Annotated in this window: 16 protein-coding genes; 15 read left to right on the top strand and 1 reads right to left on the bottom strand. The window is 61.8% G+C overall.

The window, feature by feature from the left end; genetic code table 11:
• Positions 1-79: 79 nt before the first annotated feature.
• Together QWE_RS06515 and QWE_RS06520 are read left to right on the top strand one after the other, a co-directional pair.
• Positions 80-283, top strand: a complete 204-nt coding sequence (locus QWE_RS06515; RefSeq protein ID WP_006725303.1) for a hypothetical protein — start codon at positions 80-82, stop codon at positions 281-283.
• Between the two features lie 121 nt (positions 284-404).
• Positions 405-1229, top strand: a complete 825-nt coding sequence (locus QWE_RS06520) for a manganese catalase family protein (protein WP_006725304.1) — start codon at positions 405-407, stop codon at positions 1227-1229.
• A 537-nt stretch (positions 1230-1766) separates the two neighbouring features.
• Here QWE_RS06520 and QWE_RS06530 read toward each other — a convergent pair.
• Positions 1767-2312, bottom strand: a complete 546-nt coding sequence (locus QWE_RS06530; RefSeq protein WP_006725306.1) for a DUF4142 domain-containing protein — start codon at positions 2310-2312, stop codon at positions 1767-1769.
• 139 nt (positions 2313-2451) lie between these two features.
• On the opposite strand from QWE_RS06530, the gene QWE_RS06535 reads away from it, so the two are divergent.
• From QWE_RS06535 to hutH, 13 genes are all read left to right on the top strand, one after another.
• Positions 2452-3405, top strand: coding sequence for a sugar-binding transcriptional regulator (locus tag QWE_RS06535; RefSeq protein ID WP_006725307.1), 954 nt, complete (start codon positions 2452-2454; stop codon positions 3403-3405).
• A 147-nt stretch (positions 3406-3552) separates the two neighbouring features.
• Entirely contained in the window at positions 3553-4866 is a 1314-nt protein-coding gene (locus QWE_RS06540) for an ABC transporter substrate-binding protein (RefSeq protein WP_006725308.1), read from the top strand.
• Positions 4867-5009: 143 nt separating this feature from the next.
• Entirely contained in the window at positions 5010-5882 is an 873-nt protein-coding gene (locus QWE_RS06545) for a carbohydrate ABC transporter permease (protein ID WP_006725309.1), read from the top strand.
• 10 nt (positions 5883-5892) lie between these two features.
• The gene (locus QWE_RS06550; RefSeq protein WP_006725310.1) at positions 5893-6717 is read left to right on the top strand and encodes a carbohydrate ABC transporter permease; all 825 of its coding nucleotides are present in this window, start codon (positions 5893-5895) and stop codon (positions 6715-6717) included.
• Positions 6718-6729: 12 nt separating this feature from the next.
• The gene (locus QWE_RS06555) at positions 6730-7728 is read left to right on the top strand and encodes an ABC transporter ATP-binding protein (RefSeq protein ID WP_006725311.1); all 999 of its coding nucleotides are present in this window, start codon (positions 6730-6732) and stop codon (positions 7726-7728) included.
• Positions 7725-8504, top strand: coding sequence for an L-iditol 2-dehydrogenase (locus QWE_RS06560; RefSeq protein ID WP_006725312.1), 780 nt, complete (start codon positions 7725-7727; stop codon positions 8502-8504). Before QWE_RS06555 ends, QWE_RS06560 begins: the two co-directional genes overlap by 4 nt.
• Positions 8505-8538: 34 nt before the next feature.
• Positions 8539-10023, top strand: coding sequence for a mannitol dehydrogenase family protein (locus QWE_RS06565; RefSeq protein ID WP_006725313.1), 1485 nt, complete (start codon positions 8539-8541; stop codon positions 10021-10023).
• 6 nt (positions 10024-10029) lie between these two features.
• Positions 10030-10737, top strand: a complete 708-nt coding sequence (locus tag QWE_RS06570; protein ID WP_006725314.1) for an HAD family hydrolase — start codon at positions 10030-10032, stop codon at positions 10735-10737.
• Positions 10730-12355, top strand: a complete 1626-nt coding sequence (locus QWE_RS06575) for an FGGY family pentulose kinase (RefSeq protein WP_006725315.1) — start codon at positions 10730-10732, stop codon at positions 12353-12355. The genes QWE_RS06570 and QWE_RS06575 overlap by 8 nt, the downstream gene beginning before the upstream one ends.
• A gap of 135 nt (positions 12356-12490) precedes the next feature.
• A complete protein-coding gene (gene hutF / locus QWE_RS06580; RefSeq protein ID WP_006725316.1) occupies positions 12491-13864 on the top strand; it encodes a formimidoylglutamate deiminase in 1374 nt (457 codons plus the stop codon).
• 43 nt (positions 13865-13907) lie between these two features.
• Positions 13908-15416, top strand: a complete 1509-nt coding sequence (locus QWE_RS06585) for an HAL/PAL/TAL family ammonia-lyase (RefSeq protein ID WP_006725317.1) — start codon at positions 13908-13910, stop codon at positions 15414-15416.
• Positions 15413-16633, top strand: coding sequence for an imidazolonepropionase (hutI, locus tag QWE_RS06590; protein ID WP_006725318.1), 1221 nt, complete (start codon positions 15413-15415; stop codon positions 16631-16633). Before QWE_RS06585 ends, hutI begins: the two co-directional genes overlap by 4 nt.
• A complete protein-coding gene (hutH, locus tag QWE_RS06595) occupies positions 16630-18165 on the top strand; it encodes a histidine ammonia-lyase (protein WP_006725319.1) in 1536 nt (511 codons plus the stop codon). The genes hutI and hutH overlap by 4 nt, the downstream gene beginning before the upstream one ends.

Genomic DNA, 18165 nt, shown 5'->3' on the forward strand with positions numbered 1-18165 from the left:
GGCGTCCGAAAATGTTCCTGGGGAACGGTTCGGAGGCGGGACGGTTGGTCAAGGGTAGTCAGTCGAGAGGAGACCCGAGATGGGCATGAACGCACCGCAAGACGGCAAGCCGGGCACGACGGATCAATCACCGCGATGGGAAGGACCGCAGGAAAACCGGCCTACCGGATATCTGCCAGCCAAGGACAATCCCGATGTCGATCGGGATGCCACCGGAGAGAACCTTCAGGATCCGAGAAAACGGGATCTCAGCGATTCGCTGAAGACACGGGACGATATGTAGCCCCGCCAGAGTTGCAAGATCGCGCCGGAACGAGCCGGAACGAGCCGGAACGAGCCGGAACGAGCCGGAACGAGCCGGAAGCGCTCTTGTCAAACAGCCGTCCAACGCGAGGAAAGATGCGATGTTTTACACCGACAACAAACTTCAATACCCCGTTCGAGTGGAGACCCCTGACCCTCTGTTTGCCCGAGCCTTGCAGCAGGCGATCGGAGGCGTGGAAGGGGAAATCCGCGTTGCCATGCAGTATTTCTTCCAGGCCTGCGGCGCCCGGGGCAATCCGAATTTTCGCGACCTGCTGATGAACACAGCGGCGGAGGAACTGGGGCATATCGAGATGCTGGCAACGGCAGTTGCCATGAACCTGGAAGGCGCTCCCCTGTCACTCAAGGAGGAAATCGCAGCCGACCCGGTCGGTGGCGGGGTGCTCGGCGGCATCAACCTCAAGAATCTTCTGTCAGCAGGGCTCTCTGCCATGCCGGTCGATTCAGACGGTGTGCCCTTCGACATGTCGCACATCTATGCGAGCGGCAATATCGCGGCCGACATGACCGCCAATGTTGCAGCCGAGTCGACAGGTCGTGTCCTTGCAACACGTCTCTACACCATGACGAACGATCCGGGCATGAAGGACATGCTGTCCTATCTCATTGCCCGTGACACCATGCACCAGAACCAGTGGATGGCAGCCCTCGAGGAGCTCGGTGGCGCCACCGGCGCATTCCCGATCCCGAACAGTTTTCCGCAGGAAGAGGAAAACCAGGAATTCAGCTACGCCTATCTTGGCTTTCAGCAGGACGGCAGCGCGCCCGCAGCCGGACGGTGGTCCGAAGGGCAGTCGATCGACGGAAAGGGAGAGTTCGTTTCCCAGCCGATGCAGCCGCTCGGCGAGAAGCCGGATCTCGGGCCGGCGAAGCCCAACAGCGGCGCTCAAGCGGAACAGCTCTGATCAGATAATGTCAGGGCAAATATTTCTTTGTTCCATCGTTGGAACAAAGCTTCGCCTTACCGGTTCATGAGAGAGATCATTGTTCCCTCCCCCGAACCTCCCCCGGCCGCCCCAAGGGCGCCTACCTGAACCCCGCTTCGGCGGGGTTCTTTTTCGTTTGATGGACAGACAGACTCATCAGGACGCATCGCCTGCTGGCAAACCTGCCTGTAGCAGCCGAGAAGTGAAGCGAGGCCCCTACTGTTGCAGACTGTGCGGAGGGGGGTTTTTGCTGGCTTCGTTGCTGGGGCCACGAGGGTGTAGAATGCCCCTGCGAGAATGACGAGCAACACGACCAGAGCAAGATTTCGGAACATGGGAGACATGGCAGCACTCCTTCGAATGCGTTGAAATTCTAAGGTCATCGCCGCGAAGCAGCTTGGTGATAGACCATGGGCGGATGCGGTTTCGCGCCCCACATTGTCGGATCACCGGACCGAGTCCGCGACTGGCAAGGCTTCAAAGTGGGACGGTTCGTGAGCGCCCCGCCCAAGTTCCTCAAGGATTGGTTTGGGATTGTGCTCTGACCTTGTGCATACGAACGAGCGGGTAATTGGCAATCGCATAGGTTTTCAGGCTTCCGGCCGGTCCATGATCGGCATAGGCGCCCAGCAGCCTGATGGCCTGGTCACTCGCCTTCATCTGGGAGGACATATAGGCGGCGTCGAACTGGCTCTCCTCGGCCTGCTCCAGCGCAGTGAGGGTCTGCTTCTGCTCCATCGACAGGTCCAAAACGAGCGCGATCGAATCGGCCTCGGCAGCCTCGGTCAACTGTCCCTGGGCACGCTTGTAGTCGTCCAGCATGGTACGTGCGAACTCCCTCACCTGCTCATTCTGGCTTCTCTTCAAAGCGAGTTCCGCGGACAGGATTTCGAACTCGTTGGTCGCGGCGGCCTGCTTTACGAACTCAGCCGGGCCCAATGCCATGGTTTCGGCCGAAGCCTCTGGAGTCGGCAATTGCTGGATTGGCGCTGTCTGCTGGGCCATCGCCGTGGAGCAAAGGCCGAGGGCAGTTGCGGCTGCGAGCGAGATGGAGCGTATCATGATGGTTCTCCTTGAATAACGGGTTGTTAGCTCAACCCGTCAGCCTTCGAACCGTTCCAATGGAGGGACGAGCGCAGAACCCGGATTTGACAGGAGAGGGCAAAATTGGCAGCAGTGTTCCAGACGGAGAGGAGACTGCATGGCACGGCGTGGCGAGGGGCAGACGAGACTGGACGATGCGGCGCGGGCCGGATGGCTCTACTATGTCGCCGGCAAGACTCAGGACGAGATCGCGGCTGCGATGGGCATATCCCGGCAGAGCGCTCAGCGCCTCGTTTCGCTGTCGGTCGCAGAAAAGCTGATCAAGGTCCGGCTCGATCATCCCATCGCGGCATGTCTGGAGCTTGCCGAAGCCGTGAAGCACAAGTTCGGCCTGAAGGCGGTGGAGATCGTTCCCACCGATCCCGGATCCGAGTCCGCGGCAGTGGGAGTTGCGGAAGCCGGCGCAGCACAGCTGGAGCGCTGGCTGAAGCAGTCCGAGCCACTGGTCATTGCGATGGGAACGGGTCGAACGCTCCGCTCGATGATCGATCAGTTGTCTCCGATGGAATGTCCGCAGCACAAGATCGTCTCGCTTACGGGCAATATCAGCCCTGACGGATCTGCTGCCTATTTCAACGTCATCTTCTCCATGGCCGATGCGGTCAAGGCACCCCACTTCCCAATGCCGCTGCCGGTTATCGTCTCGTCTCCCGCCGAGCGGCAGTTGCTCCACGACCAGCCTCTGGTCGCGCCGACAATCGCGCTCGCACAGCGGGCGGACGTCACCTTTGTCGGCATCGGCGAGATGAACATGCGCGCTCCGCTGCTCGTCGATGGCTTTTTGAACGCCGACGAGATGGAAGGTCTCCTTCAGGCCGGCGCGGTTGGAGAGATCTGCGGCTGGATCTTTGGGGACGACGGAAAGTTGCTGACCCATCCGGTCAATGAGCGGGTCGCCAGCCTGCAAATACCTTCCCGGGAAACCTCGACCGTCATCGGTCTCGCACGGGGTCGGCGCAAGCATCCGGCCATCCTGGCGGCCGTCCGGGGCGGGCACATCAATGGCCTGATCACGGATGAAGACGCTGCGCGCCATCTTCTGGCGAGCTAGGCTTCTATAAAATTTCAATTTCAGAACAGGCGTTTAGTCATTTCATGCGGCAGCGCAGCATGAAATGCGGATTGACATTTTTTGCTCTACGATTGAGTAATTGCCCATGAGCAAAGCGAATGCTCATTTTTCTTCTGGGAGGAAGACATGACATTGAAGACGATTTTGCTGGGCGCCTGCTCAGCGCTGGCATTTGCCGGCATGGCCTCGGCTGAAACCCTCACGATCGCGACCGTCAACAACGGCGACATGATCCGCATGCAGGGCCTGACCTCGGAATTCACCTCGGCCAATCCCGATATCCAGGTGGAATGGGTCACACTCGAGGAAAACGTCCTGCGCGAACGCGTGACGACTGATATCGCCACCAAGGGCGGCCAGTACGACATCATGACGATCGGCACCTATGAAGTTCCGATCTGGTCCAAGCAGGGCTGGCTGCTGCCGCTCGAAAACCTCGGCGCGGACTATGATGTCGACGATTTGCTGCCGGCGATCCGTTCGGGTCTGACCGGCGAAGACGGCAAGCTGTATGCCGCGCCGTTCTACGGCGAGTCCTCCTTCATCATGTACCGCAAGGACCTGATGGAAAAGGCCGGGCTTACCATGCCCGACGCTCCGACCTGGGAATTCGTCGCGGATGCCGCCCGCAAGATGACCGACCGCGCCAACGACATCAACGGCATCTGCCTGCGCGGCAAGGCCGGCTGGGGCGAGAACATGGCCTTCCTGACGGCCACCTCCAACGCCTTCGGCGCCCGCTGGTTCGACGAAAACTGGAAGCCCCAGTTCGACCAGCCGGAATGGAAGAACACGCTCGACTTCTACGTCACGCTGATGAACGATGCCGGCCCGCAGGGTGCGTCTTCCAATGGCTTCAACGAAAACCTGGCACTGTTCCAACAGGGCAAGTGCGGTATGTGGATCGACGCCACGGTTGCTGCCTCCTTCGTCACCAATCCGACCGACTCGACGGTTGCCGACAAGGTTGGTTTCGCGCTCGCGCCTGACACCGGTCTCGGCAAGCGCGGCAACTGGCTCTGGGCCTGGAACCTCGCGATCCCGGCTGGCTCACAGAAGGCGGAATCGGCCGAGAAGTTTATCTCCTGGGCAACCAGCAAGGCCTATGCCGAGCTCGTCGCCTCCAAGGAAGGTTGGGCCAATGTTCCTCCGGGCACGCGGACCTCTCTCTATGAGAACCCGGAATATCAGAAGGCAGCGCCGTTCGCGAAAATGACAATCGACTCGATCAACGCGGCCGACCCGAAGGCCCCTACGGTCAAGCCGGTGCCCTATGTCGGCGTGCAGTTCGTGGCGATCCCCGAGTTCCAGAGCCTCGGCACCTCGGTGGGCCAGCTCTTCTCGGCAGCGCTTGCAGGCCAGATGTCGGTCGATGATGCGCTTGCCCAGGCTCAGAGCCTGACCGAGCGCGAAATGACCCGCGGCGGCTACATCAAGTAATCCACCCTCCCGAACCACCTGCCCGGATTGCGATCCGGGCAGGACAGGCTTCGACCGTTTGCGGCCAATGCCGGTCGTCGTCACCCAGCCTCCAACGGGCCTGCGGACCTCGTCTCCGACATGGCCATCAGGCGAGCTTCATCATGGCTACTCAAAACACACGCACCCTGGCCCGTCTGATGATGGCGCCTTCTGTCGGGCTCCTGCTGATCTGGATGATCGTGCCACTGTCGATGACGCTGTGGTTCTCGTTCCAGAACTACAATCTGCTCAATCCTGCCAATGTCAGCTTCGCCGGCCTGTTCAATTACCGCTATTTCTATACGGATCCGGCCTTCTTCCAGTCGATCTGGAACACCATGCTGATCGTCGGTGGCGTGCTGTTCATCACCATTTTCGGCGGCACGCTGCTGGCGCTGCTGCTCGACCAGCCGATCTTCGGCCAGGGAATTGTACGTATCCTCATTATCTCGCCCTTCTTCGTCATGCCGCCGGTCGCTGCATTGATCTGGAAAAACATGATCATGCACCCAGGCTATGGCGTGCTGGCCGACATCAACCGGGCGCTCGGCTTGAGGCCTGTCGACTGGTTCGCGCAATATCCGCTGTTGTCGATCGTTATCATCGTTGCCTGGCAGTGGCTGCCGTTTGCGACGCTCATCCTGCTCACTGCGCTGCAGTCACTCGATGGCGAGCAGCAGGAAGCGGCCGAGATGGACGGTGCGCGCTTCATCGACAAATTCATCTATCTGACGCTTCCGCATCTCGCCCGCGCGATAACCGTGGTCATCCTGATCCAGACCATCTTCCTGCTCGGGGTCTATGCGGAGATCCTGGTTACCACCAATGGCGGCCCGGGCTATGCCTCGACCAATCTCGTCTTCCTGATCTACCGCACGGCCCTCTTGGGTTACGACGTCGGCGGCGCTTCGGCAGGCGGCATCATCGCAATCATTCTCGCCAATATCGTCGCCATCTTCCTGATGCGCGCCGTCGGCAAGAACCTCGACCGGTAAGGACAAGGCCATGGCTCGCAACGTCACAACCCGGCGCAAGATCATCTTTACGGCGATCGCCTGGACGCTCGCCTTCGTGATCTTCTTCCCGATCCTCTACACGCTGATCACCAGCGTGAAGACGGAGACGGAAGCGATCCAGGGCTTCGACCTGATCCCGACCTTTACCCTCGAGAACTACGTCACGGTCCAGACACAGCGCGACTACATGAAACCGTTCATGAACTCGGTCATCCTGTCGGTGGGCTCGACGATCCTGGCACTTTTCGTCGGCATCCCGGCCGCCTGGGCCATGGCGTTTTCGCCGACCAAGCGGACCAAGGACATCCTGATGTGGATGCTCTCGACCAAGATGATGCCGGCGGTCGCCGTGCTCGTGCCGATCTACCTGCTGTTCCGCGATTTCGGCCTCCTCGACACTCGGATTGGTCTGACGATCATGCTGACGCTGATCAACCTGCCGATCGTCATCTGGATGCTCTACACCTATTTCCGCGAGATCCCGGGCGAGATCCTCGAAGCTGCGCGGATGGACGGCGCATCGCTGTTCAACGAGATCGTCTATGTACTCACGCCCATGGCCCTGCCGGGCATCGCTTCGACGCTTCTCCTCAACATCATTCTCGCCTGGAACGAAGCCTTCTGGACCATCCGTCTCACCACCACCAATGCAGCACCGCTGACCGCCTTCATCGCCTCCTTCTCCAGTCCGCAGGGGTTGTTCTGGGCGAAGCTTTCGGCGGCCTCGACGATGGCGATCGCGCCGATCGTGATCCTCGGCTGGTTCAGCCAGAAACAACTCGTGCGCGGCCTCACCTTTGGCGCCGTCAAGTAAGGAAACCCGACCATGGGCAGCATCAAACTCGAACAGCTCTCCAAGTCCTTCGGCGAGCATGCGGTCATCCCGGGGATCGACCTTGAAATCAATGACGGCGAATTTGTCGTCTTCGTCGGACCGTCCGGCTGCGGCAAGTCCACGTTGCTGCGCCTGATCGCAGGCCTCGAAGACGCGACCGGCGGGCGCATCGTGATCGACGGGAAGGATCAAACGCATACGGCGCCGGCACAGCGCGGACTGGCGATGGTGTTCCAGTCCTATGCGCTTTATCCGCATATGAGCGTGCGTTCGAATATCGGCTTTCCGCTGAAGATGGCGAAGGTCGATCCGGCCGAAATCAACCGCAAAGTCGAGGAGGCTGCACGCATCCTGAACCTCACCGACTATCTGGAACGCCGGCCCGGACAACTTTCCGGCGGCCAGCGTCAGCGCGTCGCAATCGGCCGCGCCATCGTGCGCAATCCGCGTTGCTTCCTCTTCGACGAGCCGCTCTCGAACCTTGATGCGGCGCTTCGCGTCGCCATGCGTCTCGAGATCACCGAACTGCATCAGAAGCTCAAGGCAACCTCGATCTATGTGACCCACGACCAGGTGGAAGCCATGACCATGGCCGACAAGATCGTGGTTCTCAACAAGGGCCGTATCGAGCAGGTGGGATCGCCGCTCGACCTCTATCGCAGCCCGGCCAATCTCTTCGTCGCGGGCTTCATCGGTTCGCCGAAGATGAACCTGATTTCCGGCCAGGCTGCTTCCGCCCATGGCGCCCACACGATCGGCATCCGGCCGGAGCATATTACGCTCTCGCTCGACAGCGGCATGTGGCGCGGTCTGGTGACAGTCGCCGAACATCTCGGCTCCGACACCTTCCTGCATGTCGAGGTAGACGGTGTCGGCACGATCACTACGCGCACCGGCGGGGAATTCCCGGTCCGTCACGGCGACACTGTTTATGTGACACCGGATCTTAATCGACTGCACAAATTCAATGACAAGGGACTGGCAGCATGACCGGCAGATTGAGCGGCAAATCGGCAATGATCACGGGTTCGGCCCGCGGCATCGGTCGCGCCTTTGCGGAAGCCTATCTTCGCGAGGGTGCAAAGGCAGTCGCGATCGCCGATATTGATTTCGACCGCGCATCGGTAACGGCAGCGGAGATCGGACCTGCGGCCTATGCCGTCCGGATCGACATCTCCGATCAGGCATCGATCGACGCAGCGATTGCTGCCTGTGTCGAACGCGCCGGCGGCATCGACATCCTCGTCAACAACGCTGCTATCTTCGATCTCGCCCCGATCGTCCAGATTTCCCGCAAGAGCTATCAGCGCGTTTTCGACATCAATGTCGGCGGAACGCTGTTTACGATGCAGGCTGTGGCCAAGCAGATGATCGCGCAAGGGCGTGGTGGCAAGATCATCAACATGGCGAGCCAGGCCGGACGACGCGGCGAACCGCTGGTCGGCGTCTACTGCGCCTCCAAGGCTGCCGTCATTTCGCTCACCCAATCGGCTGGCCTTGACCTCATCAAGCACGGGATCAACGTCAACGGCATCGCGCCCGGCGTGGTCGGCAGCGAGATGTGGGACGAGGTCGACGCGCTCTTTGCAAAATACGAAAACCGTCCGCTTGGCGAAAAGAAGAAACTCGTCGGCGAGGCGGTCCCCTTCGGCCGCATGGGCCGGGCGGAAGATCTGACCGGCATGGCAGTCTTCCTCGCCTCGGCGGAAGCCGACTACATCGTCGCCCAGACTTACAATGTCGACGGCGGAAACTGGATGAGCTGACGGCTCGTTCGGCCCCCAGCCAAGGAATGCACCCATGACGATCAAACTCTCGCTTGCAACTCTGGCAGATATCGGTGACCGGGCGTCCCTGCCCTCCTATCGCCGCGAGGACATCCGTCCCGGGATCCTGCATTTCGGCGTCGGCAATTTCCACCGCGCCCATATGGCGATCTACCTGCACGAACTCTTCAACAGCGGTCGCGATCTCGATTGGGGCATTATCGGCGCGGGTGTCATGGCTTCCGATCAGCGGATGCGTGACACGCTGAAAGCCCAGGATTTCCTGACGACGGTGGTCGAGCAGGACATTGATCGCTCGGCAGCGACGATCACAGGGCCGATGTTGGATGTCATCACGGCACCGGATTTCGACCGGATCATCGCGACGCTCGCCTCCCCCAATATCCGGATCGTTTCGATGACGATCACGGAGGGTGGATATTTCATCGATGCGGCCACCGGCAAGTTCGATCCCACGCACCCGGCGATCGTTGACGACGCGAAGAACCCGGCTGCGCCGAAGACGGTCTTCGGACTGATCATCGCCGGCCTCAAGGCGCGCCGCGCTGCGGGCATTCCACCCTTTACCGTGATGTGCTGCGACAATATCCCCGGCAATGGCGAGGTGACGGAAGCGACGATCTGCGGTCTCGCCCGGCTGTCTGATCCCGAGATCGCAGACTGGATCCACCACAACGTCGCCTTTCCGAATTCCATGGTGGACCGCATCACGCCTGCGACCGGACAGCGCGAAATCGATATCACGCGCGAGAATTACGGGATCGAAGACGGCTGGCCTGTCTTCTGCGAGGGCTTCAAGCAGTGGGTGCTCGAAGACAAGTTCCCGCTGGGACGCCCTGCCCTGGAAGATGTGGGCGTGACCTTTGTTCCGGATGTGGCGCCCTACGAACTGATGAAGCTCAGGATCCTGAATGGCGGCCATGCGGCAATCGCCTATCCGGCGGCGCTGATGGACATTCATTTCGTGCATGAATCCATGGAGAACCCGCTGATCCGGGCCTTCCTGGCGAAGCTCGAAAACGACGAAATCATCCCGGTCGTGCCGCCTGTGCCGAATACCAGCTTGCAGGACTATTTCGCGCTCATCGAGAACCGATTCACCAATCCGAAGATCGGCGACACCATTCCGCGCCTAGCGCAGGACGGCTCGAACCGTCAGCCCAAGTTCATTCTGCCCTCGACGGCCGATCGGTTGGCCCAGGATCTGGACGTGCAAGGCCTCGCACTCGTCTCGGCCCTGTGGTCCCGATACTTCGAAGGCACGAGCGATGGCGGGAAGCCGATCGCTTTCAACGATCCAAGCGCGGATCGGCTGCACGCGGCAGCGCTTGCCTCCCGGAATGATCCCATGGCTTTCATCGGGATCACCGACATTTTCGGTTCCGTTGGAGCCAATCCGCAGTTCCAAAAGCGATTCGGTGAAGCGATCGCCAGCTTGCGGAGCCAAGGTGCTGCCGCTACGCTCCAGCGCTATCTCGACGGAACCCTTGCAAGCTGAGTGACCATGGACCCGCAGCCGATCCGCCTGGTGATCTTCGACTGTGACGGGGTCCTCGTCGACAGCGAAGGCATCGCGCTTGAGGTTCTGGTCGAAGCGCTGGCGAAAAAGGGCGTTCTGCTGACGACCGACGAGGCGGCGGACCGCTTTCTCGGGCGAAGTCTCGGTTCTCTGGCAGAGGCGGTGCGATCCGAATTCGGCGTGGAAATCGACCCTCCTTTTCTGGCGGGCATGCGCGACGAACTCTACGCTCGGTTTCGTGCGGAATTGGAACCTCTCCCGGGGGTCGCGACTGCCATCGAATCGCTGAAGGCCATGCAGGTCTCCTGCTGTGTGGCCTCGTCCAGCCAACGGGAGCGGATCGAACTTTCCCTCTCTGTCACCGGGCTTCTTTCCCGTCTCAGTCCGCATATCTTCAGCGCCACGATGGTCGAACGCGGCAAACCCGCGCCGGACCTTTTTCTGCACGCGGCCGCCGAAATGGGGATCTCGCCGTCACAGTGTCTCGTGATCGAGGACAGCCCTGCGGGGATCCGTGCGGCGCAAGCAGCCGGCATGAAGGTCATCGCCTTTACCGGCGGATCCCACACCGGCCATGCCTGTTATAAAAAAGCTCTCACGCATCTGGCGCCGGACGGGCAGTTTGACGCGATGGAGAATTTGCTCCACTTTGTTCTCGGAGCGAGGAGACCGGAAGATCTGACTGATGCGTGAGCACCTCTTGGCCGTGGATGTCGGCACTGGCAGTGCACGGGCCGGGGTGTTTGATCTCAGCGGTCGGCAACTTGCCCGCTGCGTCGTGCCGATCAGCGTTCACCAGCCTCTGCCCAAACACATGGAGCAAGACAGCGAGGAGATCTGGTCTGCGGTCTGCGGCACTGTGAAGGCAGCCCTTGCCGAAAGCGGAATTACAGCTGCCCAAGTCCTTGCCATCGGGTTCGATGCGACATGCTCGCTCGTCGTGCGTGATCGTCATGGACGCCCGCTTTCCGTCTCCGAGACACGCTCCCCGACCCTCGACACCATCTTGTGGATGGACCATCGCGCGCTCGAGGAAACCGAATACTGCAACGCGATTGCCGATCCGCTGCTTGAACGCTTTGGCGGACGGCTATCGGTCGAAATGCAGATCCCGAAACTTCTCTGGCTCAAAAGGCACAGACCGGAGCTCTGGGCCGAAAGCGCGCACATCTTCGATCTCTGCGATTTCCTGACCTGGCGCGCGACCGGCTCTGAGAAACGCAGCCATTCGGCGCTCGCCTCGAAATGGGGCTATACGCCAGAAGCGCCCGGCGCGCCGCCGATCGACTATTATCGGAAAGTCGGACTCGGCGACGTCACGGATCGAGCAGGGCTGCCGGCGCTTTCGCAGCAGCCAGATCAAGCGATTGGCCGCCTCTCCCGAATTAGTGCCCAGGAACTCGGTCTCGACGAACAATGTCTTGTCGCTCCCGGGCTGATCGATGCCTATGCGGGCACCACCGGCCTGTTTGCAGCCGGGGAACGGCCGAACGTCAAGCTCGATGCCGAAGCCGTTCTGATTGCAGGCACTTCGAGCTGCATCGTGCGGCTTTCGAGCGAGCCTGTGTCCGGGCCCGGCTGCTGGGGCGCTTTCCGTGATGCTGCGATTCCCGGCCTCTGGCTGACGGAGGCAGGGCAGTCCGCATCGGGTGCCTTCCTCGACTATATCGTGACGCAGCATCCGGCCGGCGGAATTCCGATGAAGGCGCGCCATCGGGCAATCCTCGACGGGATCGCCGAGTGTCTGGCGAGTGAAGGACCAGACTTCGGTCTGCCGATCAGCATCCTTCCGGACCTGCACGGTACGCGCTCACCCGTATCCGATCCGATGCTGACCGGCACGATCGCGGGGCTCGATCTCGATCGGAGCGAGCGCTCCCTCCTCAGGCTCTACTGGCGAAGCTGTGTGGCACTCGCCTGCAGTATCCGCCATATCATCGAGCATCCGCCGCGTCGGGCGGGAGCGCCGAAACAACTCCTGTTGGCAGGCGGTCTCGCCGACCACCCGCTTCTGGCGCAACTCTATGCCGATGCGACAGGCTGCGATGTCTTCGTGCCGATCGACTGCGACGCCGTTCTCCTCGGCTGCGCACTGCATGCGGCTGTTGCCGCTGGCGCCTTTTCGACCTCGGCTGAAGCGGGGAGCCAGATGCGGTATGCCATGAAGCATTTTCCGCCATCGCCGAAGCGGCAACAGGCTCTCGCGCGAGATCACGCACTGCTCAAGGCCATGATGCGGCATCGCGAGGAGCTTGCCGCTCTGGCGAGCACCCAGGCCAGAGTGCCGGACGCCATCTCCCTGGCCATCTGATTCCACGCGCTTGTTGGGCCGAGGTCTAGGCCACGTCGAGTGGCCAGAACACCGGATCTGAACGGGAATCGATGCCCCCTTGCGCCAACGCTTGGAACCTGCCATGTTGCCTATACAACTTGCAAAGGTTTCGAGATGAAAGCTTCTCAAACTCTGTTCTGTGAGCGTGCGCTTCTGCCCGAGGGCTGGGCTAACGATGTGACAATCGGGGTCGATCAGAGCGGCTCGATTGCCTCGATCGAATGCGGTACGGTGCTGGGGCAAGATTCAACGTTGCTGGCAGGACCCGTCGTTCCGGCCCTGCCGAACCTGCATTCCCATGGTTTTCAGCGGGCAATGGCCGGCCTCGCCGAGATTGCCGGCTCGACCGTTGACAGCTTCTGGACATGGCGTGACACCATGTATCGGCTGGTCGGACAGATGTCGCTCGACGATGTCGAGGCTGTTACAACGAAGTTGTATAGTGAACTCCTGAAGGGCGGCTTCAGCCAGGTCGTGGAATTTCATTATTTCCACCATGCTCTGGCTGAGGTCGGCAGGTCCGATGGCTTCGAAATGTCGAGCCGTATCCTGCGGTCGGCAGAGACGGCCGGGATCGGCCTGACGCATCTGCCCGTGTTCTACGCTCATGCCGGCTTCGGGGGGCTCGAGCCCAATGCCGGGCAGCGCCCGTTCATCCATAACATCGACAGTTTCCTCGCCCTGCTCGATCGGCTGACACCCGCGTGCAAGGCTGCCGACGTGAAGCTCGGCCTTGCCATCCATTCGCTGCGGGCGGCGACGCCAGACGAGATGCGCGCGGTGCTGTCATCTGAGCAGACCGGCGGACCGATCCATATCCATGTGGCCGAGCAGGAACGGGAGGTGGAGGACTGCCTTGCCTGGAGCGGTAGCCGGCCGGTCAGCTATCTGCTCGATGAATTCGCGGTCGACGAGCGCTGGTGCGCCATCCATGCGACGCACATGACGGCGGAGGAAACGGCGCGGCTAGCTAAATCCGGTGCGGTTGCCGGTCTTTGCCCGGCCACCGAAGCAAATCTCGGCGACGGGATCTATCCTGCATCGGAGTTCCTTGCCCAGGGCGGGCGCTTCGGGATCGGTACGGACAGCCATGTCGCCACCTCCGTGGCGGAGGAACTGCGTGTGCTGGAATATGGACAGCGGCTGCGCGATCGACGCCGCAACCGGCTTGTATCCGGCCCAGGAGCTTCGGTCGGCCGCACGCTGATCGACGCAAGTCTGTCCGGCGGGGCTCAGGCTGCGGGTCTTAAGACGAGCGGCATTCGCGTCGGCGCGCGCGCCGATCTCGTCGTTCTCGACGGTGCCAACCCTTTCATCGTCGCTGCCAAGGACGACCAGATTCTTGACCGCTGGATCTTTGCGCTTGGCAGCGAGGCCGTGCGCGACGTGATGGTTCGCGGAGACGTCGTGGTTCAGGAAGGTCGCCACTGGGCCGAAGAGCGCATCAACAGCGACTTTGCCCGTGCCTTGAAGAGGATCCTGCAATGAGTTTCCTTAGCCGGAAAATTGTATTCCGCACATGGAGCGCCTGATGGAGCAGACGGTCACTCTCGATACGGTTCTGACTTCAGATGCGATCGCTGCCATTGCAGAGGGCGCCAGGCTTGCCTTGAGCGACAAGGCGCGGCAGCGGATTCTCGATGCCCGCGCAATCGTCGATGCGTTGGTCGACCAGGGTATCCGGGGCTATGGCATCAATACCGGTGTTGGCGCACTCTGCGACGTGGTCATCGATCGCGAGGAGCAGGCATCGCTTTCCCGCAATCTGCTGTTCAGCCATTCCTGTGGCGTCGGTGAACCGCTCGGGCGGGTGGAAACACGCGCGATCATGGCAGCCCAGATCGCCAATTTTGCCCATGGTTATTCGGGCATCCGGCTTGAGGTCGTCGAGACGCTCATTGCGCTTCTGAACAGCGATATGCTTCCGGTGATCCCGTCGAGGGGTTCGGTCGGCTACCTGACGCATGGCGCAGCCATCGGGCTCGTGTTGATCGGGTCCGGCGAATGCCGTCATGACGGCAAGCTGATCTCGGGCGCCGAGGCGCTGGCAGCGCTCGGTCGGAAGTCGCTTGTGCTCCAGGCGAAGGAAGGTCTGAGCCTGATCAACGGCACACCTTGTGCCACGGGTCTGGCGTCGCTTGCTGTGACAAGGCTCGCGCATCTCGTCGACTGGGCGGATGCGAGCGCGGCGATGACCTATGAAAACCTCGGCGCGCAGACCGATCCGTTTGCAGAAATGCCGCTTTCTTTGCGGAAGTCCGATGGTCTGCAGCAGGTCGGCAAGAACTTGCGGGCATTGCTGGCTGGGAGCGCGCTTCTGGCGGAATCCGCCGGCAAGCGGACGCAGGATCCGCTCAGCCTCAGGGCCGTGCCACATGTGCATGGCGCGGTGCGGGATGCGCTCGTGGAGGCGCGGGCGGTGGTGGATCGGGAGCTTGCGAGCGTCACCGATAATCCCGCTGTCAGCGGATCGCCAGAAGACCCGAAAGTGCATTCGCAGGCGCATGCCGTGGGTGCCGCCCTTGGGCTTGCCATGGATCATCTGGCGACGGCCGCCGCCGAACTTGCCGCCATTTCCGAGCGGCGGATCGATAGGCTGGTCAACCCGCTGGTGAGCGGCCTGCCGGCCTTCCTCGCATCGGGCAGCGGCGTCGAATCCGGATTCATGATCATCCAGTACACTGCGGCAGCGCTGGTCGCGGAAAACCGGCGGCTCGCGATGCCGGCAAGCCTCGATGGTGGCATCACCTCCGGTCTGCAGGAAGACATTCTCACCCATGCGACGCCGGCTGCGGCCAAGGCTCTCGCCATCCTCGACAATCTCGAGACGGTGCTTGCCATCGAGCTAACTGCTGCCTCGCAGGCCCATGACCTGCAATCCTCCAAGGCGGCCAAGGCTGGGATGACACAACGGATCTATGAGCGGATCCGCCATGTGGTGCCCTTCTACCGGGATGATCGGCCGCTGAACGGCGACATCCAGCAGATCCGGACACTCCTAAAGACGACGGCCGCCTGGTCCGAGAGCGAGGGCGCATGACGACAATCCTCACCAACGCAAGATTGGCGACCATGGCGCCCGACCGGCCCGGGCTCGGCATGATAGAGAATGGCAGGGTGGTGATCGAGGGCGGACGGATCATCGCCGTCGGAGAGGCGGACGAGATCGCGATCCGCGGTAGCGCCGAGGTGATCGACTGCGAGGGTCGCTGGGTGACGCCGGGCCTCATCGATTGCCATACGCATCTGGTACATGCGGGCAATCGCGCGAAGGAATTCGAGATGCGTCTTGCCGGCGCTTCCTATGAGGAAATCGCACGCGCCGGGGGCGGCATTGTCTCATCGGTGCGCCAGGTGCGCGAGGCGAGCGAGGCGGATCTTGTATCGCAAACCCTTCCCCGGCTCGATGCGTTGATTGCCGAGGGGGTGACGACCGTCGAGGTTAAGTCCGGCTATGGGCTCACCATCGAAGACGAGCTCAAGATGCTGCGGGCCGCACGGCAATTGGCAGAGAAACGTCAAGTCGCCATCACCACGACCTATCTCGGGGCGCATGCAACGCCTGCCGACTACAAGGGACGCAATCGCGACTTCATCGAGGACGTCGTACTGCCGGGGCTCAAGGCTGCCCAGGAGCAAGGGCTGGTGGATGCGGTGGACGGCTTTTGCGAAGGCATCGCCTTTTCGCCGGATGAAATGCGGATTGTCTTCGAGGCGGCAAGGTCTCTCGGGCTGCCGGTCAAACTGCACGCTGACCAACTGTCGAACCTGCATGGGGCAGCGCTTGCGGCCGAGTATCAGGGCCTGTCGGCCGACCATCTCGAATACACCGACGAAGACGGCGCCGCCGCAATGACCAAGGCCGGAACGGTCGCGGTGCTCTTGCCCGGCGCCTATTACTTCATTCGCGAAACGAAGAAGCCGCCGGTCGATCTCTTTCGCAAACACGGGACTGCCATGGCGCTCGCGACGGACTGCAATCCGGGCACCTCGCCCCTCACCTCCCTGCTGCTGACCATGAACATGGCCGCCACGCTGTTTCACATGACGGTCGAGGAATGCCTTCTCGGCGTGACCCGCAATGCCGCCCGCGCGCTCGGGCGTCTCGATACGGTCGGGACCATCGAGGTCGGAAAGCAGGCCGATCTTGCCATCTGGTCGGTCGAGAGCCCGGCGGAGCTCGTCTACCGCATCGGGTTCAATCCGCTCCACCTACGCATCTGGAACGGCCACACTACCAAAGGAATTCTGTCGTGACCATTACGCTTCACCCCGGCCGCGTCTCTCTCGCCGAACTGGCGCAGATCTACTGGAGCGGCGAAAGTGCCGTGCTCGACCGCAGCTTCGATGCGGGCATCGAGAAGGCCGCCGCACGGATTGCCGAAATCGTCGCCGGCAACGAGCCGGTCTACGGCATTAATACCGGCTTCGGCAAACTGGCCTCGATCAAGATCGACGCGGCCGATACGGAGACGCTACAGCGCAATCTGATCCTGTCGCATTGCTGCGGCGTGGGCCAGCCGCTGGCGAACAACATCGTCCGCCTGATCATGGCGCTGAAGCTGATCTCTCTCGGTCGCGGCGCATCCGGCGTTCGCCTCGAACTGGTGCGGCTGATCGAGGGCATGCTGGACAAGGGCGTCACTCCGCTCATTCCGGAAAAGGGCTCCGTCGGCGCATCCGGCGATCTGGCACCCCTTGCCCATATGGCAGCGGTGATGATGGGCGAGGCGGAAGCCTTCTTTGAGGGCGAACGGCTGTCCGGCGCCGAGGCGCTGAAGCGCGCGGGGCTGACGCCCGTCGTGCTGGCGGCCAAGGAAGGTCTGGCGTTGATCAACGGCACGCAGGCCTCAACGGCGCTCGCGCTGGCCGGCCTGTTCCGCGCCCATCGTGCAGCCCAGGCAGCACTGATTACAGGCGCGCTCTCGACGGATGCCGCAATGGGCTCGTCGGCACCTTTCACCGCCGACATTCACACGCTGCGTGGCCACAAGGGCCAGATCGATACGGCAGCAGCTCTGCGCGGCCTGCTTTCCGGCTCCGTCATCCGGGAAAGCCATCTGGAAGGCGACGAGCGGGTGCAGGATCCCTATTGCATCCGCTGCCAGCCGCAGGTCGATGGCGCCTGCCTCGACCTGTTGCGCATGACCGGCCGCACGCTCGAAATCGAAGCGAATGCCGTCACCGACAATCCGCTCGTGCTTTCCGATATGAGCGTCGTCTCGGGCGGCAACTTCCACGCCGAGCCTGTGGCCTTCGCCGCCGACCAGATCGCGATCGCCGTCTGCGAGATCGGCGCGATCGCACAACGCCGCATCGCGCTCTTGGTCGATCCGGCCCTCTCCTACGGGCTACCGGCCTTCCTCGCCAAGAAGCCCGGCCTCAACTCCGGTCTGATGATTGCCGAGGTCACGTCGGCGGCGCTGATGAGCGAAAACAAGCAGATGGCGCATCCGGCCTCGGTCGATTCGACGCCGACATCGGCCAACCAGGAAGACCATGTCTCAATGGCCTGCCATGGCGCACGGCGCCTGCTGCAGATGACCGACAACCTCTTCTCGATCATCGGCATCGAGGCGCTGACCGCCGCCCAGGGCGTCGAATTCCGCGCGCCCCTGACGACGAGCCCGGAACTGAGACAAGTGATCGCCACCCTGCGTGCCCATGTCGCCACCCTGGAGGAGGACCGCTACATGGCGGCCGATCTTGAGGCCGCCGGTCGCCTGGTTGCGGATGGCACACTGGTTTCGGCGGTCTCCGCCGGCCTGTTGCCGGGCCTGGAGGGGTGA

It is taken from the genome of Agrobacterium albertimagni AOL15, assembly GCF_000300855.1.
Classification (GTDB): Bacteria; Pseudomonadota; Alphaproteobacteria; order Rhizobiales; family Rhizobiaceae; genus Allorhizobium; species Allorhizobium albertimagni.

Bases quoted from the DNA above. Each gene is read 5' to 3' on its own strand.
- QWE_RS06515 (WP_006725303.1), top strand. From the start codon at position 80: ATGGGCATGAACGCACCGCAAGACGGCAAGCCGGGCACGACGGATCAA.
- QWE_RS06520 (WP_006725304.1), top strand. From the start codon at position 405: ATGTTTTACACCGACAACAAACTTCAATACCCCGTTCGAGTGGAGACC.
- QWE_RS06530 (WP_006725306.1), bottom strand. From the start codon at position 2,312: ATGATACGCTCCATCTCGCTCGCAGCCGCAACTGCCCTCGGCCTTTGC.
- QWE_RS06535 (WP_006725307.1), top strand. From the start codon at position 2,452: ATGGCACGGCGTGGCGAGGGGCAGACGAGACTGGACGATGCGGCGCGG.
- QWE_RS06540 (WP_006725308.1), top strand. From the start codon at position 3,553: ATGACATTGAAGACGATTTTGCTGGGCGCCTGCTCAGCGCTGGCATTT.
- QWE_RS06545 (WP_006725309.1), top strand. From the start codon at position 5,010: ATGGCTACTCAAAACACACGCACCCTGGCCCGTCTGATGATGGCGCCT.
- QWE_RS06550 (WP_006725310.1), top strand. From the start codon at position 5,893: ATGGCTCGCAACGTCACAACCCGGCGCAAGATCATCTTTACGGCGATC.
- QWE_RS06555 (WP_006725311.1), top strand. From the start codon at position 6,730: ATGGGCAGCATCAAACTCGAACAGCTCTCCAAGTCCTTCGGCGAGCAT.
- QWE_RS06560 (WP_006725312.1), top strand. From the start codon at position 7,725: ATGACCGGCAGATTGAGCGGCAAATCGGCAATGATCACGGGTTCGGCC.
- QWE_RS06565 (WP_006725313.1), top strand. From the start codon at position 8,539: ATGACGATCAAACTCTCGCTTGCAACTCTGGCAGATATCGGTGACCGG.
- QWE_RS06570 (WP_006725314.1), top strand. From the start codon at position 10,030: ATGGACCCGCAGCCGATCCGCCTGGTGATCTTCGACTGTGACGGGGTC.
- QWE_RS06575 (WP_006725315.1), top strand. From the start codon at position 10,730: ATGCGTGAGCACCTCTTGGCCGTGGATGTCGGCACTGGCAGTGCACGG.
- hutF (WP_006725316.1), top strand. From the start codon at position 12,491: ATGAAAGCTTCTCAAACTCTGTTCTGTGAGCGTGCGCTTCTGCCCGAG.
- QWE_RS06585 (WP_006725317.1), top strand. From the start codon at position 13,908: ATGGAGCAGACGGTCACTCTCGATACGGTTCTGACTTCAGATGCGATC.
- hutI (WP_006725318.1), top strand. From the start codon at position 15,413: ATGACGACAATCCTCACCAACGCAAGATTGGCGACCATGGCGCCCGAC.